Source organism: Bacillus cereus group sp. N11 (assembly GCF_016483605.1).
GTDB lineage: Bacteria > Bacillota > Bacilli > Bacillales > Bacillaceae_G > Bacillus_A > Bacillus_A toyonensis.
In genome coordinates, this window is the sequence record NZ_JAEHBN010000007.1 from 48,716 (window position 1) to 68,873 (window position 20,158).

Below are 20,158 nucleotides of genomic sequence, written 5' to 3' on the forward strand. Positions count from 1 at the left end.
AACGGGCAGTAAGACTCCCACCTCAAAATTCAGTGACAGCAAAGAAGTTAGGCGGGGGATCAACTGCCCGTAAAAGCCCGATTGGTGAAGGCTAATAATCAGTGGGGGATGAAGAAAACCCCCACTGATTAAAGTTTCACTTTATGTAAATAGAAGGCTCTCGAGCAATTCTCGTAATTAGCTTGTTCTAATTTAGCATGTACGAACTTACAATAATAATAGACAGGCAGCATAGAGGAGGGAATAACGTGAGGAAAGTTATTGGGTGGTCGCTTTTTTTGTACGTTGGATTTGCGTTATTTATATATTGGTATTTATTTGGATGGAATCATGAACTCATTCCGGACATGTATAAAGGAACGAGTGCAGATCCAGAAACCTTTATGAATGCGAAAGAGCTTACGCTAAGCCAAGATTATTCGCGCGTGAAAAATTTACTTTTCTTTTTAGCGACGCCCCTTGAATGGATTATTTTATTATTTGTACTCGTGCTCGGTATTTCAAAAAAGTTTGAGAAGTGGTCGAAGGAAACGACCAAAATAAATGTCTTACAAATTGCGATTTATTTCTTTTATTTATCACTACTGACAACCATTCTTGCATTACCGATGCAATGGATCGGCCGTAAAGTGTCCGTTGATTACGGTATTTCCACGCAAAGTACACAAAGCTGGATAAAAGATCACGTTATCGATTTTTGGGTTAATTATGCGACGATGTTACTCATTGTTACAGTTCTTTTATGGCTTATCCGTAAATTTCCGAAGAGATGGTGGCTAGCAGGATGGGCACTCTCTGTACCGTTTACAATTTTCTTAACGTTCGTGCAACCTGTTATTATTGATCCGCTTTACAATGACTTCTCGACGCTGAAAAATAAAGAGTTAGAAACGAAAATTTTAGCGATGGCAGACAAAGCTGACATTCCTGCTAAACACGTATATGAAGTAAATATGTCGGAAAAAACGAATTCGTTAAATGCATATGTAACAGGAATTGGCCTTAACTCGCGTATTGTAATGTGGGATACAACGCTTAAGCAATTAAAAGATAAAGAGATTTTATTTATTATGGCCCATGAAATGGGACATTACGTAATGAAACATATATATTGGGGCGTTGCGAGTTATATTTTCATATCGTTTATAGGTATGTATTTAATTAGTCGTATTTTAAATATGTGTATTCGAAAATGGGGAGATACGCTGCAAATTTCCAAAATGGCATGTTTTTCAATTTTACCTTTGTTTTTCTTAATTTCCTCTTTATTATCTTTTGCATCACAACCAGCAACAAACTACGTTTCACGAATAGAAGAACGAGCGGCAGATCAATACGCTTTAAATATGACGAAAGATGGGAAATCTGGTGTGAGAACTTTTCAATATTTATCAAAAACAAGCTTAAGCCAAGTGAATCCACCTGCGTTAGTCAAATTTTTCTTATACACACATCCACCAATTTTCGAAAGAATTCATACGTTTGAACAATATGAGAAACAAAAAAACAAGAAGTAGCGATTATGCTACTTCTTGTTTATAGAAATATCAGTTTGGTATTGGGAATATTTATCATTGCTTTTTATTGAGATTTTGTAAATAATAAGCTATAAAATTCTAAAAATCTATATATAAAGGAATAAAGGTGGAAATATGTATTTTTTACAAAATTTAAAAGTGAAACATAAATTATTCTTACTTATCTCATTAGCAGTTTTGGGCATGACAATTATGAGCTGTGTAGCAATTAATTCTATTAATAAGATTAAGCGCGATACAGAGATTGTAGTAGATGATTATCAAAATTCTGCAGTTATATTAGAAGGAATGCTTCGTACACAAAATTCACTAGAATATAACTTACTAGAATTAATTACAACGTCACAAAATGAGGGGACAAATAAAGAAGGGATTATTAGTAATGTTGAAAAGGATCTTAAAAAATATGATTCTTTATTAAAAGAATATGATGATGGCGTTAATTTAAGTAAGCAAGAGGATGAGCTGTTTCAGAAGATGAAGAAATCTTTGCCAAGTTATATGGAGACATATAAGAAGTTGTTTGACAAAGCGAAGGGAACAAATGAATCTCAAATGGTAAACGAATTTCAAAAGGACTTAAAACCGAAGGGAGTAGAGTTAGCTGGTTATGCTGTAGATTTAGAAACTTATGTTTCAAACTTAGCTGACCAAGTATTTAAAGATTCTCAAAAAATGATAGATCGGTCCGTTATTACCTTTATCATTCTTGCAGTAGTTACTACAATCATTATATGTATAGTAAGTTATATTATTAGCAAGCTTATAGTTGCTCCTTTACAAACGGTTAGTCGTATGATGGAAAGAGCAAAAGAGGGAGATTTAACTGTACATGGTGATTATAATGCTAAAGATGAATTAGGTATATTAGTAAGTGATTTTAACGAGATGATTGCAGGGCTAAGAACAAATATGCAAGAAGTAGAGAATAATATTCAGCTTTTATTCCAACATGCAGACGGAGTAGTATCTGCATCAGAAGTATCTAGCGGTGCAGCAAAGAAAATCACTATGGATATTGAAGAAGTTGCCAATGGCGCAGAGAGCCAAATGCAAGCAATGGAACAGACTGCGGGTGCGATGGAAGAGTTAACACAAGGAATGCAGAGCATAGTGAATACATCATCCTCTGTAAATGAATTGTCTGCTCAATCAGCATTAGATGCAGAGAGTGGTAACAAATTAATGAAACAAATGATTCAGCAGATGGATACAATCCAAAATTCAGTACATAGCGGTGTGAAACAAGTAGAGACGATGAAAGAACAATCAGAAGAAATTGTTAAAATCATTGATGTTATGCAAGGTATTACCTCTCAGATTAACTTATTAGCATTAAACGCCGCAATTGAGGCTGCACGTGCTGGAGAAAGTGGTAGAGGATTTGCAATTGTGGCAGATGAAGTACGAAAATTAGCAGAACAATCTAGTGATTCTGCTAAACAAATTGAGAAGCTTATTACTCAAGTTATGGGAACAACGAATCATACGGTACATATGATGGGGAAAGTAGATAATGAGGTACAGGCAGGTACACAAGTAGTAATGCATACAGAAAAAGTATTTGGAACTATTACAGAAAAAGTGCAGCAAGTATCTGAGCAAATTCAAACGGTATCTATGTCTACAGATGAAATTGCAGCGAGTAGTGAGGAGATTTCTGCTTCTACAGAAGATATGGCGCAAATTTCTCAAAGATCATCTGATCGAACTGATAGGGTAAAAGAGTCTATTCAACAGCAAGAAAAATCTGTTCAAGAGATTTCGACTTCAATTGAACATCTGCACAACGTAGCAGGAGGACTAAAACAGATAGTTTCCCAATTTACTCTTCAAAAATAGTAGAGTATATGTAAGTCTTTATAAATATATAGACCTCTCAATACGTATAAAAAATCATCCTATGGAATACAAAAGGATGATTTTTTATTATGAAAATTTTGTGTGGATGTCACTCGTTATATTCTAGTTTTTTACAATTTTTTGATTGTAATATATAATAATAAGTAATGTTTTTAGAATTTTTAGTTTTATAAGAGAGTGATTGTAGGAGGAGAGAAAGGGTGTACAATAAAAAATCAATGCCGGCTATAAAAATGATCCTTTCGATGTCTATTTTCGGATCAATTGGATTTTTTTCTGTCCAAACAGGTTTACCGTCTTTTGAATTAGTATTTGTTCGTTGTATTTGTGCAACTATATTTTTAGCGTTATGTTGGTTAGTGACCGGACAATATAAAAATGAAAAGTGGAATAAAAAAGAGATTGTGCAAATATTAGCGTGCGGCGTATTTCTCGTTTTTAACTGGGTATTTCTATTTAAAGCGTTTGAAGTTATGTCAATTACAATTGCAATTTCTGTCTATCATCTCGCTCCAATTATCGTATTAATGATTGGGAGTATCGTATTTAAAGAGAGGCTAACAGCGTTTGCCGTTATGTCCATTGTCATTTGTTTCCTCGGCACGGTTTTAGTAGCTGGAGTAGATGGAAGTGTGTCGCTCGAGAAACTCATGTCATCTGGAATGGTATGGGCACTACTTGCAGCGTTATTTTATGCTTTTACGACTTTATTAGGAAAAGGAATCAAGCATACGAGTGCATATGCGATGACATTTGTACAAACGTTTTTAGGTATATTTTTATTGTTACCATTTGTGGATTTCGGACAGTTTCAAGGTTTAACAGAGACGAACTGGATGATGATAACGGCAACAGGACTTATACATACTGGGTTTGTATATTACTTGTTTTTTGACAGTTTAAGAGATTTATCGACGAGACTTATTTCTGTATTAGTGTTTTTAGATCCTGCTGTTGCAATTTTGTTAGATACGGTCTTTACCGGATTTAGACCGACTAGTATGCAAGTTGCAGGGATTGTCCTTATTTTTGTAGGAATGGCACTCACTTTTCGTAAAGGAAGAGAAAAGGAGCTATCGGTGAAGGGAAGTGCTACCTCTGAAATGTAAAGTTGTATTTGATATAATTTCATTTTTAATTTTGGAAGATGTTACGAAAAGGCCGTTGTTGTATAACAGTGGCCTTTTTTGTATGGAATAGAGCACGAAAGAACGGCGTTTTCAAAAAAAAATGAAATGAATTTTCAAAAAAAACTTCCTTTTCTGAAGATTTGTTATATAATATAAAACATAAAATCAAATCTGTTATAAAACAGTTTAAGAAGGGGATGCTAATATGTCGACGCGAACTTCACGGGTTACATTGCCCGGAGAAATGTTACCAGCGTACAACGAAATATTGACACCTGAGGTGCTTAGTTTTTTAAAGGAACTACATGAAAATTTCAATGAGCGCCGCACAGAACTATTACAAAAACGTGTAGAGAAACAAAAAAGAATTGATGCAGGGGAGTTTCCGAAGTTTTTAGAAGAAACAAAGCACATACGTGAAGCGGATTGGACAATCGCCAATCTTCCGAAAGATTTAGAGGATCGCCGCGTAGAGATTACTGGACCGGTAGATAGAAAGATGGTCATTAACGCTTTAAATTCAGGAGCTCATCTTTTTATGGCGGATTTTGAAGATTCGAATTCACCAACTTGGGAAAATGCGATTGAAGGCCAAATTAACTTACGAGATGCAGTAAAGGGAACGATCTCACACAAAAATGATAAAGGAAAAGAATATAGATTAAATGATAAAACAGCTGTACTCATTGTGCGTCCAAGAGGATGGCATTTAGAGGAAAAGCATATGCAAGTTGATGGGAAAAATATGTCCGGCAGCTTAGTGGATTTTGGTCTGTATTTTTTCCATAATGCGAAGGCGCTTTTAGAAAAAGGAAGTGGCCCGTACTTTTACTTACCGAAAATGGAAAGTTATTTAGAAGCGAGATTATGGAACGATGTATTCGTATTTGCTCAAAAATACATCGGTATTCCAAACGGAACAATTAAAGCGACTGTGCTATTGGAGACGATTCACGCTTCGTTTGAAATGGATGAAATTTTGTATGAGCTAAAAGATCATTCTGCTGGCTTAAACTGCGGAAGATGGGATTACATTTTCAGCTTCTTAAAGGGTTTCCGTAATCATAATGAATTTTTACTGCCAGATAGAGCGCAAGTCACGATGACGGCGCCGTTTATGCGCGCGTATTCTTTAAAAGTAATTCAAACATGTCATCGCCGTAATGCACCAGCAATCGGAGGAATGGCAGCACAAATTCCGATTAAAAATAATCCAGAAGCGAATGAAGCGGCTTTCGAAAAGGTGCGTGCTGATAAGGAGCGTGAAGCTTTAGACGGTCATGATGGGACTTGGGTTGCCCACCCGGGACTTGTACCGGTTGCAATGGAAGTATTTAATCACATTATGAAAACGCCGAATCAAATTTTTAGGAAACGTGAAGAAATACGTGTTACAGAAAAAGATTTATTAGAAGTACCAGTGGGAACGATTACAGAAGAAGGTCTTCGCACGAATATTAGTGTAGGTATTCAATATATTGCATCTTGGTTAAGTGGACGGGGAGCAGCGCCAATTTATAACTTAATGGAAGATGCAGCAACTGCGGAAATCTCCAGAGCACAAATATGGCAATGGATTCGTCATGAAGGCGGAAAGCTAAATGATGGCCGCAATATTACGCTCGAATTAATGGAAGAATGGAAAGAAGAAGAATTAGTAAAGATAGAAAGAGAGATTGGTAAAGAAGCCTTTAAGAAAGGGAGATTCCAAGAGGCGACAACATTGTTTACAAACCTCGTTCGGAATGATGAGTTCGTACCATTTTTAACATTACCGGGTTATGAAATTTTATAAAGTGAAAAGGGGATGGAATAAATGAAAAACGAAAGAATCGATAAATTACAAGAGAACTGGGAATTAGATACGAGATGGAAAGGAATAACACGTCCGTATTCAGCTGAAGATGTAATTCGTTTGCGTGGTTCGATTGATATTGAACATACAATAGCACGCCGCGGTGCTGAGAAGCTTTGGACATCGCTTCATACGGAAGATTATATTAACGCACTTGGTGCATTAACAGGAAACCAAGCGATGCAACAAGTGAAAGCGGGATTAAAAGCAATTTACTTAAGTGGTTGGCAAGTAGCGGCTGATGCAAACCTTTCTGGACATATGTATCCAGACCAAAGCTTATATCCAGCGAACAGCGTACCAGCTGTAGTAAAACGAATTAACCAAACACTTCAACGTGCGGATCAAATTCAGCATATGGAAGGAAGCGATGATACAGATTATTTCGTACCGATTGTAGCAGATGCAGAGGCTGGATTTGGCGGACAATTAAACGTATTCGAGCTTATGAAAGGTATGATTGAAGCGGGTGCATCAGGTGTACACTTTGAAGATCAATTATCTTCAGAGAAAAAATGCGGACATTTAGGTGGAAAAGTATTACTGCCGACACAAACAGCGGTACGTAATTTAATTTCCGCACGCCTTGCTGCGGACGTAATGGGAGTGCCGACAATTATCGTTGCAAGAACAGATGCAGATGCAGCTGATTTAATTACGAGTGATATCGATCCGGTTGATAAAGCGTTTATTACAGGAGAAAGAACACCAGAAGGATTTTATCGTACGAAAGCAGGACTGGATCAAGCAATTGCACGTGGTTTAGCGTATGCACCGTATGCAGACCTCGTTTGGTGTGAAACGTCTGAACCAAATTTAGAAGATGCAAAACGATTTGCAGACGCAATCCATAAAAAATATCCAGGGAAATTACTCGCTTATAACTGTTCACCGTCATTTAACTGGAAACAAAAATTAGATGAAAAAACGATTGCGAGCTTCCAAAAAGAAATCGCATCTTACGGTTACAAGTTCCAGTTCGTAACACTTGCTGGATTCCACTCATTAAACTACGGCATGTTTGAATTAGCACGTGGCTATAAAGACCGTGGCATGGCAGCATATTCTGAATTACAACAAGCGGAATTCGCAGCAGAGAAACACGGTTACTCTGCAACTCGTCATCAACGCGAAGTAGGAACAGGTTATTTTGATGAAGTAGCACAAGTCATTACAGGCGGTACTTCATCAACAACAGCGTTAAAAGGTTCTACAGAAGAAGCTCAGTTTACGAAATAAAAGGAAGGTGATCACAATTAAGTGATCACCTTTTTTATTACTCTTTATATAAACTGATAACATCTTCTCCCGTTAAATATATTACGGTTACTTTTTTATTATCCTTCTCATAAACTTTCATTCCACCCTCTGCAAAATTTTTATCCCATCCTTTTAATTTTATATGTATTTGATACCATATAGATAAACCTGATTCAAAACAATCGCCTTTATATACATACTCACCTATCTCCTCAGTAGTATGAATTAATTTAGCTTCATAAGGTATAGGGAATCCTTTAATTTCAGAATCAATAGTCTTATTAAAAACTAGAAGGTATGTTAACGTAATAATAGTAGCCAATAACAAAAATAAAATCTTTTTCATGTATGTAAATCCCCCATGGCAAACGGCCTTGTAATTTTATCCCGCTATTTGCGGCAGTAAGAATCCCGCCTCAAAAGTTGGCTGGAGCAAAGAAGTTACGTGGGAGATGCACAAAACCCCACTGATTAAAGTTTCCCTTTAACTAGTTGTATTATAATATAATATTTTTATAACGTGATTTTAATTATTATAAAATTTTTGTGAAACGAAAAAATGGGCTGAATTCTCTTACATAACTATAGAAAGCTAAAATTTCGTTAGGGGGTATCTCGAGATTTTAGCTTGATAGTTCCGATAGGAAAAGAAACGATATGAACGATTATTCGGATATATGTAACATAACTTAAAATATATTTACTAACAAAAATAGAAATAATATTAGATCCATTCTTTCCCATGCTTACGAATAAACGTCATATCTTTTTCATAATGATCTAGATGTCCTTCATCAATCATTCTTTGGAAATTTCCGTCTCCTTCTTGTGCTTTTCTTTTCACATATGTACATAACCCTTCTAAACGTAGTAGCACCATTTCGAAGTAATTTTCGTCCATATCTTTATCGTAGGACTGAGCAAACAACTTTACTCTTTCTTTAATACGACCTGCGTGTTGCGATGAGTCGTAATGAACGGCTTCTCCTGATTCTGTATAATACACTCGACTTAAAGGTACACAAGTATACAGCGTATAAGCGATATCCCACATTCTTGGACCAGGAGCAGCGACGTCAAAATCAATAATACCGACTGGCTTTTCATTATTGAAAATAATGTTATATATAGCAAAATCATTGTGGCATAAAACCTCAATGTTATGTGGGGTATGATCCATCGGTTTCCAATCATCTAATAACGGAAAGTCACTTACAGCATCATGGTACAGACGGAGCATCTTTGCGATTTCTTTCAGCACATCATTAGACCACATGTATTCTTTTAAAGGATAATTGCCTGCGTCGCCTTCTATAAATGATAAAATCTCTCTATCTTTTTCATCTATGCCCAAAAACTTTGGGGCATAATGAAACCCTTTGTTTTCTAGATGACGTAATAGCTTATGAATATTTGTACTGTCTGGTTTTAATTCCCGCCGAACAGTATTTTCAGAACGATATACGTTTGAGACGTTTCCCCCTGTTAGCTTTTCTTCGTTAGTGTAGTTTGACATCTAATAAATCCCCTCCAGTAAACACTATATGATTATATTTTAACAGTTCGGAAAAAGAAATGTAATCGTATTCAAATGTTGTGTTTGTTTATTTAATATTGAAATTTGCACATGTTAATATAATATATTTGTGAGCGTATACTCAACTTAATTTGTCAGTTATTTTCAAAAAAGATTGTACATTTTATTTTAAGTATGCTATGATGATGTCAGTTGAATAGTTAAATTAAGCAATCCATATATTATCAAGTGCCGAAAACGAACGAGAAAAAGTATGTGAGAACTAGTTTATGTTTCGTGTTTGATAATGTGTGGATTCTTTTTTTATACAGGAAGACTAAAATAATTTGTATTTTCTTAGGAGGAAATAATCATGGCAGTAACAGGACAAGTAAAATGGTTTAACAACGAAAAAGGCTTCGGTTTCATCGAAGTTCCAGGCGAAAACGATGTATTCGTACATTTCTCTGCAATCGAAACTGAAGGTTTCAAATCTTTAGAAGAAGGTCAAAAAGTTAGCTTCGAAATCGAAGAAGGCAACCGTGGACCTCAAGCTAAAAACGTAATCAAACTATAATTTTATAGTTGATGATGGAAAAAAGGATGGCTCATGCCATCCTTTTTTTGTTGTTGAGATATATGTAAATGAAGTTGTACTCGACGTTTATAGAGGTAATGAAGAAGAGTAAAAGGCTTTCCAAAAAGGAAGGCCTTTTACTCTTCAATCCCTGCTTTTTTCTTCTCGCGTTTTTTACATTCAGGACATTTCGATTTACGAAATGGTTTAGCGAAGAATAGCAGAATGAAAAATAAACCGAATATAATACTAGCTGAATTTTTCACGATCACAATGCTACTGTTTTTCATGTGAATAGTTGGTTGAATCTCTTTTTCTTCCATAAAGAACCTCCATATATTGGATTTGTCTTTTAATTATAGCAAAGTTAATTGTTGTAATGCTGTGAAAAGAAGAAGTAATTATAAGTATTTTTAGTTAGTATAAATGCTTTGTGTATAGGTTTTAATATGTGAATGTGCATACTATTATTTAATAATTTAACAAATGTTTGATAAATGATAAAAAATTGTAAAAAAGCGGAACCTGTTACCTATTTCCTTTTCGTAGGTGCTAAAATTATATATGCAGCTGCTAATATAAATAGAAAATGAAAAAAGGAGATAATAGGATATGGAAAGTAAAGTAGAACGCTATGTCGAAAATTATGTTGTAACTAAAAATACAATGGCCTTACTTCCTGTTATTCTAAGTGAAAAGAAAATTGTTACGCGAGTTGTTGAAATGGAAGATTCTTTTTTCGTATTTCAAAAGCCTCTAGATATTATAGAGAGAAGTTGTCGTAAGCATGGATCTAGTTTTTTGGGCAGAAAAGAAGGAACGAAAGAGTTAACGCACATTACACATAAAGCACCGATTGCAATCAGTCCGACAGATCAACTTTATTTTTTCCCTACTTATTCTTATTCTAGAAAAGAGTGTGCGTGGCTGTCGCATTTTTATATCGAAAGTAATCGAGAATTAAAAGATGGAAATCTTATTATTCGATTTATAAATGGCCTTGCTGTGAAATTAGAAATATCAAAAAGTAGTTTTGAAAATCAACAAAATCGTACAGCGAAACTGCGTACAGAATATGAAGATCGAAAGAAGAAACAAGGAAATCCTTGTTTTAAAGAAATTGATAAAAGAGATGAATCAACATTAAGACCAGCTTATGAGAAAGTGTATTTTGTTAGGGAAGAAGATGTGTGAGAGGAAAAGGATGAGGAGACTCATCCTTTTTTTATTTCATTATATATATACAGTTTACGCTGTAAGATTCATAAATAAAACGAGCGAGATGTACAAATATATTGTTCTTTAATGGAACAATATAATGGTAATTTCCTTATATATATTTAATGTCGTGTGAATATATATCATTTTATATTTGTGGCATACATGATACTTCTTTCTATATAGGTAGAAATACCCTTACGTGCAGTAAGGGTATTTTTTTGAAAAAGACGAATTATTACTTTCTGTAGTTTCTGCTTTTTCATCAAACGTAACCGTTAAGTTACAATTTGTGTATAGTGTCTAAATTATCTTCATATCCTGTCGAATATTGAAAGATTATCATAGCTAAATAATGAAGGAATTCTAATGAAGGACATGGAAACTTAATAATTACATCTCCATATGTCGTATCTACCATTTCCTCTTTCAGAAAAGCAATGATACAGTAGAGGTAGTAATTAGAGTAAAGGGGTAAAGTGTAGAATGGATTTTCAGTCAATCAAAGAGTATTTTTCACCAGAAAATATGGATCATATTGTTGAAAGTTATAAGGCGTTCGGACCGCTTCTTGGCATCGGTTTGCCGATGATAGAGGCACTTATTCCAGCATTACCACTTATTGTGTTTGTACTAGCGAATGCTGTTGCATTTGGATTTTGGCTGGGTTTCCTTTATTCATGGCTTGGATCAGTAATCGGTGCTATGCTTGTTTTTTTCATTATCCGCCATTTTGGACGAAGCCGTTTCTTTTCTTTTGTAAATAAGCATGAGAAAGTGCGGAAGGCAATGGGGTGGATTGAAAGGAAAGGATTCGCGCCAGTGTTTGTTATATTTTGTTTTCCGTTTACACCGTCTGCGCTTATAAACGTTGTAGCTGGTTTATCTCGCATTAGCGTAAAACAGTTCGGACTTGCGCTCGCATTCGGAAAGCTTGTGATGATTTTTATTTTAACGTACATCGGTCATGATTTAATGTCGTTTATTCATAAGCCGGTGAAATCAGTTATTGTAGCGATTGTTATTTTTATTTTATGGTATGTCGGTAAAAGAATTGAAGTAAAGTTAGAACTACATTAAGAATAGTCTTCTTTGTCCCACTATTTGAGGGCCGTGAAACTCCCTCCAAAAAATTCGGCTGAAGCAGAGAAGTTAGGTGGGGATCAAACTGCCCGATCGGTGCGGGATGAACAAAACCCCCACCGATTAAGTTTCACTTTATAAATGCAAGCTTCATTATTAAAGGGTAAGGGGAGAAGCGGATGAAGAAAACTTTGAAAAAAGAAGGCCTAGAGTGGATACGAACAATTTTAATTGGTGTACTATTAGCTGTATTTTTTCGAACGTTTTTCTTTTCAACGTACGTTGTAGAGGGGAAGTCAATGATGCCGACATTGCAAGATGGTAATATGCTCGTTGTAAATAAGGTGAGTTATCAAGTGGGGGACTTGAACAGGTTCGATGTCGTCGTTTTTCATGCGAATAAAAAAGAAGACTATGTAAAGCGAATTATCGGTTTACCTGGAGACCATATTGAATATAAGCATGATAAGTTGTATATAAACGGTCAATTTATTGATGAGCCTTATTTAGAGAAGTACAAGAAAGAGATAAATGGAAGGCAACTAACAGGTGATTTTACATTAGAAGAGTTAACGAAAGAAAAGGTGGTGCCAGCTGGTCATATTTTTGTAATAGGCGATAACCGCCTTGGGAGCTGGGATAGTAGACACTTTGGCTTTGTGAAGGCTGATACAGTTGTCGGTAAAGTCGATTTACGATATTGGCCAATTCAAGAGGTGCAAACGAATTTTTCAAAAGGTTGATATAATGAAGTAGAAGTATAGAAAAGACAAACAACTCCGTTTGTCTTTTTTCGTGTACTATAATACAATTATAGTAGCAAACTAACGTTCGTTGTGTAAGTGAAAGGTGGGGTTACATGTCACTTCGATTGGTGATTGGTAGAGCGGGAAGTGGAAAGAGTACACTTTGTTTACGAGAAGTGCAAGAAGAGTTAAAACAGCGCCCGAGAGGCAAAACAATATTATATCTTGTGCCAGAACAGATGACATTCCAGACGCAGCAGGCGTTAATTGAAAGGGAGGATGTAAGAGGTTCTATTCGGGCACAAGTTTTTAGTTTTTCACGATTAGCTTGGAAGGTGTTGCAAGAAGTTGGCGGAGCGAGTCGTCTTCATATTGATGAAGCGGGTGTGCATATGTTACTTCGTAAAATTGTAGAATCTCGTAAAGATGGATTATCGGTGTTCCAAAAAGCAGCGGAGCAAAACGGTTTCTTTGAGCATCTTGGCAGTATGATTGCGGAGTTTAAACGCTACAATGTGACGCCATCTAACGTATATGAAATGTGGCAACAATTAGATGCGCATAGTAGCAGTGCTGAGCAAAAGTTATTAGCGAATAAAGTATATGATTTACAGCTATTATATGATGATTTTGAACGTGCTTTAATCGGGAAGTATTTAGATTCAGAAGACTATTTACAATTGCTAGTGGAAAAGCTTCCGCAGTCTGAGTATGTAAATGGTGCTGAAATTTATATAGATGGGTTTCATTCATTTTCTCCGCAAGAACTTGAAATTGTAAGACAGCTCATGATTTGTGGAGCGAGAGTCACAATTACGTTAACGATAGATGAAAAAACATTAGCGCAACCAGTGAATGAACTGGATTTATTTTATGAAACAACGTTAACATATGAAAAAATAAAACAAGTAGCGCGTGAAGAGAAAATAGAAATTGAAAAAACAATTCCACTTATGGAACAACCGCGTTTTCATTCTCCGGCATTAGCTCATTTAGAAACGCATTATGAAGCGCGTCCGAATGAAAAGTATTATGATGAAGCAAGTGTAACAATTAGTACAGCGGCGAATTTACGAGCTGAAGTAGAAGGGGTTGCTCGTGAAATTCGTAGACTTGTCGCGGATGAAACGTATCGTTACCGAGATATTGCAGTACTTCTTCGTAACGGGGAAAGTTATTACGATGTGATGCGAACGTTATTTACAGATTATAATATTCCACACTTCATCGATGAAAAACGCCCGATGTCACATCATCCATTAGTAGAGTGTATTCGTTCTGCCTTAGAAATTATTAGCGGAAATTGGCGTTATGACGCGGTGTTTCGCTGCGTGAAAACAGAGCTTTTATATCCATTAGACGTAAGGAAAGAAATGATGCGTGAAGAGATGGATGAGTTCGAAAACTACTGTTTAGCGTACGGTGTACAAGGGAAGAGATGGACTTCTGAGGATCCGTGGATGTATCGCCGTTACCGTTCACTTGACGATACAAACGGAATGATAACAGATATTGAACGTGAAATGGAAGAGAAAATAAACAGACTGCGTGACGTTGTAAGAACGCCAGTTATTCGCATGCAAAAAAGGTTAAAGCGTGCGGGAACAGTGATGCAAATGTGCGAAGCGGTTTACTTATTTTTAGAAGAACTTGACGTTCCAAAGAAGTTAGAAGAATTACGTATACGTGCAGAAGAGAGCGGAGATTTCTTATTTGCAACAGACCATGAACAAGTATGGGAAGAAGTAATGAGCCTTCTTGATACGTTTGTAGAAATGCTTGGTGAGGAGAAGATGTCACTATCTATGTTCACGGACGTTATGTCGACAGGACTTGAGGCACTTCAATTCGCTAACATTCCGCCATCATTAGATCAAGTATTAGTTGCTAATATTGATCACTCCAGGTTATCAAACGTGAAAGCAACATTCATTATCGGCGTAAATGAAGGCGTCATACCAGCAGCACCGATGGATGAAGGGATGCTTTCTGATGAGGAAAGAGAAGTTCTTGGTGCGGCAGGAATTGAACTCGCGCCAACGACGAGACAAACTTTATTAGAAGAGCAGTTCGTTATGTATCAGATGATAACGAGAGCGTCTGAGAAATTATATATTTCATGCCCACTTGCAGATGAAGAAGGAAAGACATTACTTGCATCTAGCTTTATTAAGAAAATAAAAAGAATGTTCCCTAATGTGAAAGACTCGTTTATTACGAATGACGTAAACGACTTATCGCGTTCGGAACAAATTTCATACGTAGCAACGCCAGAAGTGACGTTATCTTATGTCATGCAGCAACTACAAACGTGGAAGCGATACGGATTTGAAGGGAATCTAGATTTTTGGTGGGACGTCTATAACTTCTACGTCACTTCGGATGAATGGAAACAAAAAAGTAGTCGCGTGTTATCAAGTTTATTCTATCGAAATCGTGCGCAGAAACTAAGTACGGTAGTAAGTAGAGATTTATACGGAGATAAAATAAAAGGAAGCGTTTCTCGTATGGAACTCTTCAACCGTTGTGCGTACGCTCATTTCGCGCAGCACGGTTTATCGTTAAGAGAGCGTGATATTTTTAAACTAGATGCACCAGATATCGGTGAACTATTCCATGCAGCACTGAAGAGAATTGCAGACAGGCTATTACGCGAAAACCGCACTTGGGCGGATTTATCAATAAAAGAGTGTGAGCATCTTTCTGTTTTAGTAATAGAAGAAATCGCACCGTTATTACAAAGACAAATTTTATTAAGCTCAAATCGTCATTTCTATTTAAAACAAAAACTACAACAAATCATTTTCCGTACGTCAATCATTCTTCGTGAACACGCGAAGTCGAGTGGTTTCGTACCAGTTGATTTAGAGGTGCCATTCGGTATGGGCGGTACGGGATCGCTTCCGCCGATGGAATTCTCATTACCAAATGGTGTGAAGATGGAAGTTATCGGCCGTATTGACCGTGTGGATAAGGCTGAAGATGAAAACGGAACATTCCTTCGTATTATTGATTATAAATCAAGTTCAAAAGCGTTAGACTTAACGGAAGTGTATTACGGATTGGCACTTCAAATGTTAACGTATTTAGATGTCGTTACTACAAATGCACAAACGTGGATGAAAAAAGGCCACGCAGCATCACCTGCTGGTGTACTGTACTTTCATATTCATAACCCGATTGTTGAAATGAAAGGTGACGCATCTGAAGCTGAAATTGAAAAAGAAATTTTAAAGAAATTTAAAATGAAAGGCCTCGTACTAGGAGATGCTGACGTTGTTCGTTTAATGGATAATAAACTTTCAACAGGAAGTTCAGATATTATTTCTGCTGGTCTGAAAAAAGACGGTAGTTTTAGTGCGCGTTCTAGCATTGCAAGTGAGCAAGAGTTTAACGTGCTGCAAAAATATGTACACCATACGTTTGAAAATATCGGAAAAGACATTACAGAAGGTGTTATTGATATTGCTCCTTACAAAAAGGGGAATAAAGCGGCATGTACGTTCTGTAACTTCAAATCTGTCTGTCAGTTTGATGAATCACTTGAAGATAATCAATTCCGTACGTTAAAAGATATGAAAGATAGTGAAGCGATGGAGAAAATTAGAGAGGAGGTTGACGGAGAATGATAGAAAATTGGCCTAAAAAACCAGAAGGTAGTCAATGGACAGATGACCAGTGGAAAGCCGTTGTAGCGAATGGACGTGACATTTTAGTCGCAGCAGCAGCTGGATCGGGAAAAACAGCAGTATTAGTTGAACGTATGATTAAAAAGATTATTAATGAGGAAAATCCAGTCGATGTCGATCGCCTGCTCGTTGTAACATTTACGAATGCAGCGGCGCAAGAGATGAAAAATCGAATTGGAGAAGCGTTAGAAAAAGTACTAATTGATGAGCCAGGATCTCAGCATGTAAGAAAACAGCTGAGCCTATTAAATAAAGCATCTATTTCAACGATCCATTCATTTTGTTTACAAGTAATTAGAGGGTATTACTACATGCTTGATGTTGATCCTCGTTTTCGTATTGCAAATCAAACAGAAAATGAGTTGTTAAAAGAAGAAGTGCTAGATGACATATTAGAAGAAGAGTATGGAATCGAAGATAATAGTATTTTCTTTGAATTAGTTGATCGCTATACGAGTGACCGTAGTGATGATGACTTACAAAGAATGATTTTAGCGCTTCATACAGAATCAAGAGCGCATCCAAATCCGGAAAAATGGCTCGATAAATTAGTAGAAGCATACGACGTGGAAGGAAAGACAATTGAAGATTTAGTGTATGCTTCTTACCTATTAGAAGATGTGAGATTCCAGCTTGAAACAGCGGAACAACATATTCGTAAAGCAACCGAACTCGCAATGCTTCCTGACGGCCCGGCGCCTCGCGTTGAAACCCTGCAAGCGGATGCAGCTTTACTTGGAATGTTATCATCAGCAGCTCGTGAATCGTGGACAAGCGTGTATGAAGCGATGCAAAACGTATCGTGGCAAACGTTAAAGCGTATTAAGAAAAGTGATTACAACGAGGATGTTGTAAAACAAGTAGACTCTCTTCGTAATAAAGCGAAAGATGAAGTGAAGAAATTACAAGAAGAGTTATTTAGCCGCAAACCTGAAAGTTTCTTACGAGATTTTCAAGATATGCATCCTGTATTAGAAAAACTCGTGAAGCTCGTAAAAGTATTTACAGAGCGTTTCCAAGCGATGAAGCGAGATAAAGGAATGGTTGATTTCACAGATTTAGAGCATTTCTGTTTGCAAATTTTAAGTGAACAAAGTGAAAATGATGAAGTGAAGCCATCAGCAGTAGCGCTTCAATATCGTAATAAATTTGCAGAAGTACTGGTCGATGAATATCAAGATACGAACTTCGTACAGGAATCCATTATTAAATTCGTAACGAAAGATTCTGAGAGTGAAGGGAACTTGTTCATGGTTGGTGACGTAAAACAGTCAATCTACCGTTTCCGACTAGCAGAACCAGGCTTATTCTTAGGAAAGTATAAACGCTTCACGCAAGAAGGATCGGGCGGCGGTATGAAGATTGATTTAGCGAAAAACTTCCGTAGTCGTCATGAAGTACTAGCAGGTACGAACTTTATTTTCAAACAAATTATGGGCGAAGAAGTTGGAGAGATTGACTACGACGCTGACGCTGAATTAAAACTAGGCGCTAGTTATCCAGAAGGTGAAGATGTAGCGGCTGAATTATTATGCATTCAGCAAACGGAAGAAGAAGTACTAGAGGGTGAAGAAGGTACGGAAGTCGAAAAGGCGCAACTGGAAGCTCGTCTTATGGCGCAGCGCATTAAAGCGATGGTCGATTCAGGTTATGAAGTGTATGACCGAAAAACGGATAGTATGCGACCAGTGCAATATCGTGATTTCGTTATTTTACTTCGCTCTATGCCGTGGGCACCGCAAATTATGGAAGAGTTAAAACTACAAGGAATTCCAGTATATGCAGACCTTGCGACTGGTTACTTTGAAGCGACAGAAGTAAATATTATGATGAACGTATTCCGCGTTATTGATAATCCGATGCAAGATATTCCACTTGCAGCAGTACTTCGTTCACCGATCGTTGGATTAAATGATGAAGAACTTGCGACGCTTCGTGCTCACGGAAAGAAAGGGTCATTTTATGAAGTAATGAGCTCATTCTTAAAAGGTGCACCGCTTGAAGAAGAACAAGAACTTCATGAAAAACTAGAATGGTTTTATAACTTACTGCAAGGATGGCGTGAATTCGCGCGCCAACAATCACTTTCTGATTTAATTTGGAAAGTGTACGGTGAGACAGGGTATTATGACTTTGTCGGCGGTTTACCAGCTGGAAAGCAAAGGCAGGCAAACTTGCGTGTATTATATGACCGCGCAAGGCAATATGAAGCAACATCATTTAGAGGATTATTCCGCTTCTTACGTTTTATTGAACGTATTTTAGAACGCGGTGACGATATGGGGACGGCGAGAGCTCTTGGTGAACAAGAAGATGTTGTTCGCATTATGACGATTCATAAAAGTAAGGGACTTGAGTTCCCGGTCGTATTTGTAGCTGGACTCGGTCGTCGTTTTAATACACAAGATTTAATGAAACGTTTCTTACTGCATAAAGACTTCGGTTTCGGTTCACAGTTCATTGATCCGCGTAAACGAATTAAATATACGACATTATCACAGCTTGCAATTAAACGTAAAATGAAAATGGAATTGATTGCGGAAGAAATGCGCGTATTATACGTAGCTTTAACGCGTGCAAAAGAGAAGTTAATTTTAATCGGAACAGTTAAGGATGCAAATAAGGAAATGGAAAAATGGCTCGATGCGAGGGAACATAGTGAATGGTTATTACCAGATCACATACGTGCTGGAGCGTCTTGTTATTTAGACTGGATTGCACCTTCATTATATAGACATCGTGATAGTGAAATGCTTCTTGAATTAGGACAAGGAAGTATTCCAGATGAAATGTACGGGTATGACACTAGCTGGAAAGTAGAAGTTGTGGACGGTAACACGCTACTTGCACCAGAGCCAGTTCAAGAAGAGAAACAAGAGTTGTTAGAAGCACTTCGTGAGAAAAAGGCTGTGCCATTACAAAGTGAACGAAAAGAAGAAGTGTACGATAGGTTAATGTGGAAGTACGGGTATGAGGAAGCAACCTCTCATCGTGCGAAGCAATCCGTTACAGAAATAAAGAGAAATTATCAGTCTGAAGAAGGCAGCGATAACGCCTTTATTAAAAAACTACGTGCACCAATTAAAACACGTCCGCGCTTTATGGAGAAAAAAGGGTTAACGTACGCAGAGCGTGGGACGGCAGTCCATACCGTTATGCAACATGTAGATTTGAAGAAGCCGATTACGGTTGAAGTTCTTCAAGAACAAATTGCTGGAATGGTAAATAAGGAATTATTAACATTCGAGCAGGCGGAAGAAATAGCGATTGAAAAAGTAATTTCATTCTTTGACAGTGACTTAGGTAAAAGGGTATTAGCGGCGAAAAGTGTTGAGCGTGAAGTTCCATTTACGATGATGCTATCAGCAGAAGAAGCATATCAAGATTGGCAAGGGAATAGCGGGGAATCGATTCTTGTCCAAGGGGTTATCGACTGCATGATTGAAGAAGAAGATGGTATTACGCTAATCGATTTCAAAACAGATACGATTGAAGGTAAATTCCCAGGCGGATTTGAACAAGCAAAACCAATTTTAGAAGATCGCTATAAAGTGCAGCTTTCGTTATATGCAAAAGCACTCGAAAAAAGCTTACAACATCCTGTGAAAGAGAAATGCTTATACTTCTTTGATGGGAATCATGTTGTGAAAATTGAGGAATAGACAACAGAAAGGGGCTATAAA

The 20,158-nt window shown here is 37.0% G+C and carries 14 protein-coding genes and 1 pseudogene; 12 read left to right on the forward strand and 3 right to left on the reverse strand.

From position 1 onward, the window contains the following. Positions 1–248: 248 nt before the first annotated feature. The 6 genes and pseudogenes from JDS98_RS13045 (at position 249) to aceA (ending at position 7,625) form a co-directional block, all read left to right on the forward strand. Positions 249–1,517 carry a M48 family metallopeptidase gene (locus JDS98_RS13045; RefSeq protein WP_199633964.1) on the forward strand — a complete coding sequence of 423 codons (1,269 nt, stop codon included), beginning with the start codon at positions 249–251 and terminating at the stop codon, positions 1,515–1,517. 135 nt (positions 1,518–1,652) lie between these two features. Next, positions 1,653–2,432, forward strand: a pseudogene (locus JDS98_RS30870) (MCP four helix bundle domain-containing protein); the annotation flags it as partial. A 156-nt stretch (positions 2,433–2,588) separates the two neighbouring features. Then, the gene (locus JDS98_RS30875; RefSeq protein WP_404841128.1) at positions 2,589–3,380 is read left to right on the forward strand and encodes a methyl-accepting chemotaxis protein; all 792 of its coding nucleotides are present in this window, start codon (positions 2,589–2,591) and stop codon (positions 3,378–3,380) included. Between the two features lie 221 nt (positions 3,381–3,601). Next, a complete protein-coding gene (locus tag JDS98_RS13055) occupies positions 3,602–4,510 on the forward strand; it encodes a DMT family transporter (protein ID WP_000282397.1) in 909 nt (302 codons plus the stop codon). Between the two features lie 226 nt (positions 4,511–4,736). Next, positions 4,737–6,326 carry a malate synthase A gene (gene aceB / locus JDS98_RS13060; protein WP_000107648.1) on the forward strand — a complete coding sequence of 530 codons (1,590 nt, stop codon included), beginning with the start codon at positions 4,737–4,739 and terminating at the stop codon, positions 6,324–6,326. Between the two features lie 21 nt (positions 6,327–6,347). Next, entirely contained in the window at positions 6,348–7,625 is a 1,278-nt protein-coding gene (aceA, locus tag JDS98_RS13065; protein WP_000787332.1) for an isocitrate lyase, read from the forward strand. A gap of 37 nt (positions 7,626–7,662) precedes the next feature. Here the strand turns inward: aceA and JDS98_RS13070 are convergent, their stop codons facing one another. Continuing rightward, on the reverse strand, positions 7,663–7,992 hold the full coding sequence (locus JDS98_RS13070; protein WP_199633965.1) for a hypothetical protein: 330 nt from the start codon (positions 7,990–7,992) through the stop codon (positions 7,663–7,665). Between the two features lie 378 nt (positions 7,993–8,370). After that, positions 8,371–9,162, reverse strand: coding sequence for a phosphotransferase (locus JDS98_RS13075; RefSeq protein WP_098138331.1), 792 nt, complete (start codon positions 9,160–9,162; stop codon positions 8,371–8,373). Positions 9,163–9,535: 373 nt separating this feature from the next. Between JDS98_RS13075 and cspA the strand changes: the two genes are divergently transcribed. Beyond that, complete coding sequence (gene cspA, locus JDS98_RS13080; RefSeq protein WP_000301522.1) at positions 9,536–9,739, forward strand: RNA chaperone/antiterminator CspA; 204 nt, start codon at positions 9,536–9,538, stop codon at positions 9,737–9,739. A 137-nt stretch (positions 9,740–9,876) separates the two neighbouring features. On the opposite strand, the gene JDS98_RS13085 is transcribed toward cspA, so the two are convergent. Further along, positions 9,877–10,062: a hypothetical protein gene (locus JDS98_RS13085; RefSeq protein WP_097958861.1), complete on the reverse strand. Its 186-nt coding sequence runs from the start codon at positions 10,060–10,062 to the stop codon at positions 9,877–9,879. Positions 10,063–10,351: 289 nt separating this feature from the next. On the opposite strand from JDS98_RS13085, the gene JDS98_RS13090 reads away from it, so the two are divergent. The 5 genes from JDS98_RS13090 (at position 10,352) to addA (ending at position 20,137) form a co-directional block, all read left to right on the forward strand. Further along, entirely contained in the window at positions 10,352–10,933 is a 582-nt protein-coding gene (locus JDS98_RS13090) for a competence protein ComK (RefSeq protein WP_000444437.1), read from the forward strand. Positions 10,934–11,443: 510 nt separating this feature from the next. Continuing rightward, positions 11,444–12,037, forward strand: a complete 594-nt coding sequence (locus tag JDS98_RS13095) for a TVP38/TMEM64 family protein (protein ID WP_000347508.1) — start codon at positions 11,444–11,446, stop codon at positions 12,035–12,037. Positions 12,038–12,219: 182 nt separating this feature from the next. After that, positions 12,220–12,783 (forward strand): signal peptidase I, encoded by a 564-nt coding sequence (gene lepB / locus JDS98_RS13100; RefSeq protein WP_000751914.1) that lies wholly within the window; start codon positions 12,220–12,222, stop codon positions 12,781–12,783. A gap of 116 nt (positions 12,784–12,899) precedes the next feature. Further along, on the forward strand, positions 12,900–16,415 hold the full coding sequence (addB, locus tag JDS98_RS13105; protein WP_098711136.1) for a helicase-exonuclease AddAB subunit AddB: 3,516 nt from the start codon (positions 12,900–12,902) through the stop codon (positions 16,413–16,415). Further along, positions 16,412–20,137 (forward strand): helicase-exonuclease AddAB subunit AddA, encoded by a 3,726-nt coding sequence (gene addA / locus JDS98_RS13110; RefSeq protein WP_097958864.1) that lies wholly within the window; start codon positions 16,412–16,414, stop codon positions 20,135–20,137. The genes addB and addA overlap by 4 nt, the downstream gene beginning before the upstream one ends. Positions 20,138–20,158: the final 21 nt, after the last annotated feature.